This window comes from Thiohalomonas denitrificans (assembly GCF_016841685.1).
Lineage (GTDB): Bacteria > Pseudomonadota > Gammaproteobacteria > Thiohalomonadales > Thiohalomonadaceae > Thiohalomonas > Thiohalomonas denitrificans_A.
This window is the reverse complement of the sequence record NZ_JAENYR010000137.1, coordinates 1-4,784: the sequence shown is the minus strand read 5'-3', so window position 1 is coordinate 4,784 and position 4,784 is coordinate 1. Positions and strand designations below refer to the sequence as shown.

Genomic DNA, 4,784 nt, shown 5'->3' with positions numbered 1-4,784 from the left:
TCAGTTCGCTCAAAAGCGCCCGGTCGTCGAAGTCGGCGCTCCAGTCGGGCAGGCGGGTGAGGTCCGGCAGCTCTTCGGTTTGCCCTTCGGCGTCGAAGGTGGGGCCGCTGCCGCGGCTGGAGAGCCACACGCCCTGCACGTCCGGCGTTTCGTCCTCGGCGGCCCGTTGGAAGAGGTCATTGCCCTCGGCATCCTCGGTGAGCCGCCCGAGCACGGTGGTGTCGAACTGCCCGTCGCCATCGAAGTCGTACGTGGTACTGGCCTCACGCTCGAGGGTAGCGCGGCTGCCGTCAAAGCGGGTGGCCTCGCCTGGCACTCGCCAGCTTGCTTGCGCTCCCCGTCACTATGCCAGCGGCACAGGATGGTTCGTATTTGATAGTGGTTTCGGCGGCTTTCACATGCTTCCCGATCAGTACCTCGGTTTAAGGGCAAGGTTGCGTGATCCGTTGGGGTTGTATTTGAATTCAATGTCGACCAGACAAACATCGTCTTCCATATAAGGGTCAAAAGAAGCAGTAAAGCTTCCATACCATTGACCATCAATGGCTGTATAGTAAAACCGTTGTGCTGGGAGCTGCACTTTGTAATCCGGTCCGCCTCTCATCGCGGATACGGTAATTTGGGGCTGGTATCCACTTCCCGGGGCTTCATTGAGGTAGAGGTCGTCTGTCCTCTGAATGCCTCCATCAACCGCCTTTAATGTGATGGACCAACTCCCCTCTTGTTCTCTCCAATGCTTCCCTGGGACCTTCGGCTCTCGTTGGCAGGTAGCGACGATTCCCCCGGCTTCGAAACTTTTTCCGTTCGGGACAGGTTCGAGATAACCACTACCATATTCGACATCCTCAAACCTCTCCACCCGCCATGCCTTGATAATGTACGGGTTGTCCGGCGTATTGTAAGTGCGCCAGCTGCTTTTTTTCCCATATTTACCCACGGCATCAAGATCCAACGAAACATCTCCGGTCTCAAACACGATGGTCGCGAGTTTAGGATGTTTGATGCTCAGTATTCCCACGTCCTGTCCACTCGCTTCTACCTTGAATTTTCCCTCGCTGTCCGTGACATAAGAGGTCAGCCCCGTTCCTGGCGCAAAAGTACCACCGCCAGCAATATCCAAGTTGACCCGGGCGCCGACAACCGGCTTCCCGTACTGATCCACCACTTTGCCGTACATCGTAATCGGGAGATTGCGGTCCGTGGCCATTTGCAGCATCTTGCCGGCGCGCCCGCCGATCGCTTCAACAAGCTCCCGCTGCGCCACTTTCAAGACCGACTCGTCCTTCTTGTTCTGGGCTGCCTCGACGGCCGCTACTTTGGTCTCAATTTTCTTGAGCTTGGCTTCGCCGTCGGGTGGAGAGACATTTCCCACTTGTGAGGGCGTATGGGTGTCTTCCTGCAAACTCGCCCACATAATCACGGTTAGTGCGATAACCAGACCGACCAATAACCCCCATAGACCCTTTCTGTTCATTATTGCGCCACTTTAAGTTTATCCGTGTACAAGCCGGAATATACGCCTTTAGCTTGCGGATTTAGCCGGAAACTCTCTTCCATCACCTGCAACCAATAATTCCCCCGGCCCCGTCCAGGCTCACTCAGATAGCCATGAAACTGGGCGCTGTGGCCTTGGTTTGAGGTAGTAAACGAGCGATTAGATGCGGAGCCACCGCTTATATCTGAAAACGGCACGCCATTTTCCCTATTTTGGAGGTTCGTATCCACCTGCCCCAGTGCGTTCGTCCGCGCCGGGATGATATGCCCCAGAATACGGACGTAGTGGGTTTGCGCTTCCGAGCCGTCGACTGGACGCTGTGGGTCCCAGTCGAGTTGCTCCACGTCCCGGTAAAAGCGGGAGCTAACCGTCTCCACGCTCGGCCCCGCACACGGGGCGCCGTCCGGGTAGCTCCAGCCGGTCGGCTCACCGGTGATTTCATCGTAAGAGCTGGCTGCGCAAATCTGCTCGTTGCTGTACTCCCACTCGGGGCCCTTGCTGTAATCGGGCTTGGTGAGCTGGTTGAACTCCCAGGCTGTGAGCGCCGCATCACCCGTATTGAAGAAGTTGACGATACGCCCTGACTTGGTGCCGATCTCCCGATAATAGTTGTTGTTTCCCGTGCCGAAATCGGCAGTGAGCTGCGCGGTGGTGGTCTCACCGTGGCGCATCACGGCGGTGCCGTTATCGTCGGTGATGATATTGTTGAACCGGTATACGTCAGGCGGCATATCATAGTTTAAGCCGACCTCGTTGTTGTATTTTCGCCAAGCTTCTTCGGGAGAGAGGGGTTCGGCATCGGCCCCCGGGATTATATCGGACCCCGGAATCAGATGCGCCATGTCAACAAGTGCCGAGTCGTAGCTGCCTCCCACTTCGGCGGCTTGGCTAGCCGCGTAGCTGTCGACCAGCAACTCCTCGGCATGGCGCAGGGCCTCGCTGACGACCACGTTGCCCATGCTGTGGGCGATGAGGTGCAGCCGTTCGGCATCGCTGCGTTGACCCTTAAGCCATGTTTTTAGCTTCGCGCCGGTCAGGCGCGCCACCACTTCGCTTTGGTCGTAGTTTTGGGCGTGCTGGGCGGCCAGTTGTGCGGGTCCGATGCCGTAGCAATGGGCCGGTTTATAGAACCAGCCGGTCGGCCAGGTCACGGCCGCAAACCGCCCTTGATATCCCAACCAGTAGAGACGTTTGAACGCGGTCTCCGCGAAGTTTTGCTTTTCGATATCGCGCATACGCCAGCCATGAACCAGAATCGCCTTGTCCCTTTTCGGCGTGGCATCGCGAACGCCATCGTAAACCCAGAGGGGGGGCTTTCCGTCATCCTCCCTTTCGATGTCGTGGGGGGCCGGAAGGTGGTTTGGCGGCTCCGGAAATCCCGGTACCGAGTATTCGAAACAGTTATCGGCGTTATGGGTAAAGCCAGCCGGCTCTGCCGTTCCTGCAGTCCAGGTTTCGTAAAAGTCCTCGATATTACGGAAATCAAAATACACCTTGCGTTCCGCCAAAGATTCATCCTCACCGATCTTAACGAGCGCGATCGAGAGATAGCAGCTCTGCGACTCCTCAGCACAGATGGCTTCGTTGGGAGCGATGGCCTCTAAAATGAGCCGAATATCTCCATCAGTATCCAGTAACTCGTTTAACTGCTCGGGATAAAGCCTAGCTTCGTCTCCGCTACGGAGCGTCACCACGTGCGCGCCAGGCTGGTTAGCGGCGCGCACCTGCCTTATCGTCTCTTGCGCATCGAAGATATAGGCGTGGGCCTTTTTCTGCTTGTTCCACGTCCCTGGAAACAAATTCACGTTGATGTTATTCGCTGTCAGCACCAAGCGTACGTCTTCAACTTTCCGGCTACCCAGCCTTACAGCCATTGGCAGGAAATCCTCCAAGTCGCGGTAGCTTTCGATATGCTTAAGCCGCCGGCCGTAGTCGCCTTGGGTGTTTGTCTGTCCGGCCGCACCGGGATTTTCATCCCACTGCTCGCACTCCTGCTCAAATTCTTCGCCTGCGGCAGGCAGTGGGTTTTGTTGGGATGTGCAGTGGGTCAAATCCCACTGGATCTCCCCTTTGTAACTCACCACGTCAAGGTCGTTGTTCACCCAAAAGCGGTATGGCTGCGATGGCGTAGTTCGGTCCGTAGGCGGTGCACCGCCCGCGATGTCCTCGGGGCCCTCTTGCTCAACATCGAAGGTCAACTTACCGTCACGGTTTAGGTCCACCGATACCGCGAGCGATAAGAAGGCATACTCCCATAAAGTGTTTGCCGTGTCGTTGTTGGCATAAAGACGCAGCGTAAGCGCATCACCTTCAGCCAGTTGACTGAGGTGCTCGAGATTGTCAAACCGTAGCTTCCCATCCGGGCCATAGCTCGCCCTCAGCTCCTGCTCGCCCAAGGTGAAAATCAATTCCTGGTCGTTGTCGTATGCGTAAGCCTGGAGCGCATCCAGCCGTTCATCGCCGTTTCCAGGCGCGTATAAGTCGTAATGAAATTCCAGTAGCGCATCGTCGCTGGCGATAAACGGGGCATCTAGTTCCAGAATATCTTCGCTCTCATTCAGCGCGTTCTCCCGCCGTATTGCCTGGACCTCCAAGTCATAAATGCTGAACTGAAACTCCGGCCGGTAGGCCCACTGGTAGGCGGGCTCGGGTTGTTCGAGGTCGAGGTTGGGGTCGGCTTCGTTGGTTTGACGGTAGGCCTGGAGTTTGAGGCCGGAGGCCTCTTCGTCATAGACCGGCACCTTGAACGGCACGAATTGGTCGGGGCGGTAGGTCAGGATGCCTTCGTTGACGCCGGTGCTTCCGAAGTCGGGGTTACGGTCTTTCGGCTCGCCGGAGACCTGCAGGTACAGGTGCTGGTTGCCGATGTTCTCCTCGGGCAGGCGGATGACCTGGAGCTGGCGGCCGGGCTTGATGGCGAATTGCGAGAGCTGGTTGGCGCCGCTGCCGGTGACCGCCTCCAGGTTGTAGTTTTCGTCGACCACCTTGGCCAGGCGGGCGGTGTAGCCGTAGTCGCCGAGGGCTTCGGGCAGGGGCCGTCCGTTTTCGCCGTACCATTCGGTGTAGATGTTGATGTTGGTGTCGTCGGCCAGGCCCGCGCCCTCGAAGCCGATACGGCTCTCGCCTTGGGTGGGGCCCTGGTCGATAGTGCTTTTGCGCTCGGCCCAGATTCTCAGGTTGGGCGGGGCCATCACCAGTTCGCTCATGGCGAAGGCGATTTGCCCGCCGGCACTGCCGTCGTCGGCGGACTTCAGGGTGGTGGTGACCTCGCCGACATAGCCGCTGGCGC

The 4,784-nt window shown here is 57.8% G+C and carries 3 protein-coding genes; all 3 read right to left on the bottom strand.

Annotation, left to right across the window (positions count from 1 at the left end):
- A partial coding sequence (locus Q7L05_RS16910; RefSeq protein WP_303909414.1) for a hypothetical protein occupies positions 1–316 on the bottom strand: 316 nt, incomplete at its 3' end.
- A gap of 93 nt (positions 317–409) precedes the next feature.
- Positions 410–1,474 carry a hypothetical protein gene (locus Q7L05_RS16905; RefSeq protein ID WP_303909412.1) on the bottom strand — a complete coding sequence of 355 codons (1,065 nt, stop codon included), beginning with the start codon at positions 1,472–1,474 and terminating at the stop codon, positions 410–412.
- The gene (locus Q7L05_RS16900; protein ID WP_303909410.1) at positions 1,474–4,701 is read right to left on the bottom strand and encodes a hypothetical protein; all 3,228 of its coding nucleotides are present in this window, start codon (positions 4,699–4,701) and stop codon (positions 1,474–1,476) included. Before Q7L05_RS16900 ends, Q7L05_RS16905 begins: the two co-directional genes overlap by 1 nt.
- Between the last annotated feature and the right edge of the window lie 83 nt (positions 4,702–4,784).

Bases quoted from the DNA above. Each gene is read 5' to 3' on its own strand.
- Q7L05_RS16905 (WP_303909412.1), bottom strand. From the start codon at position 1,474: ATGAACAGAAAGGGTCTATGGGGGTTATTGGTCGGTCTGGTTATCGCA.
- Q7L05_RS16900 (WP_303909410.1), bottom strand. From the start codon at position 4,701: ATGAGCGAACTGGTGATGGCCCCGCCCAACCTGAGAATCTGGGCCGAG.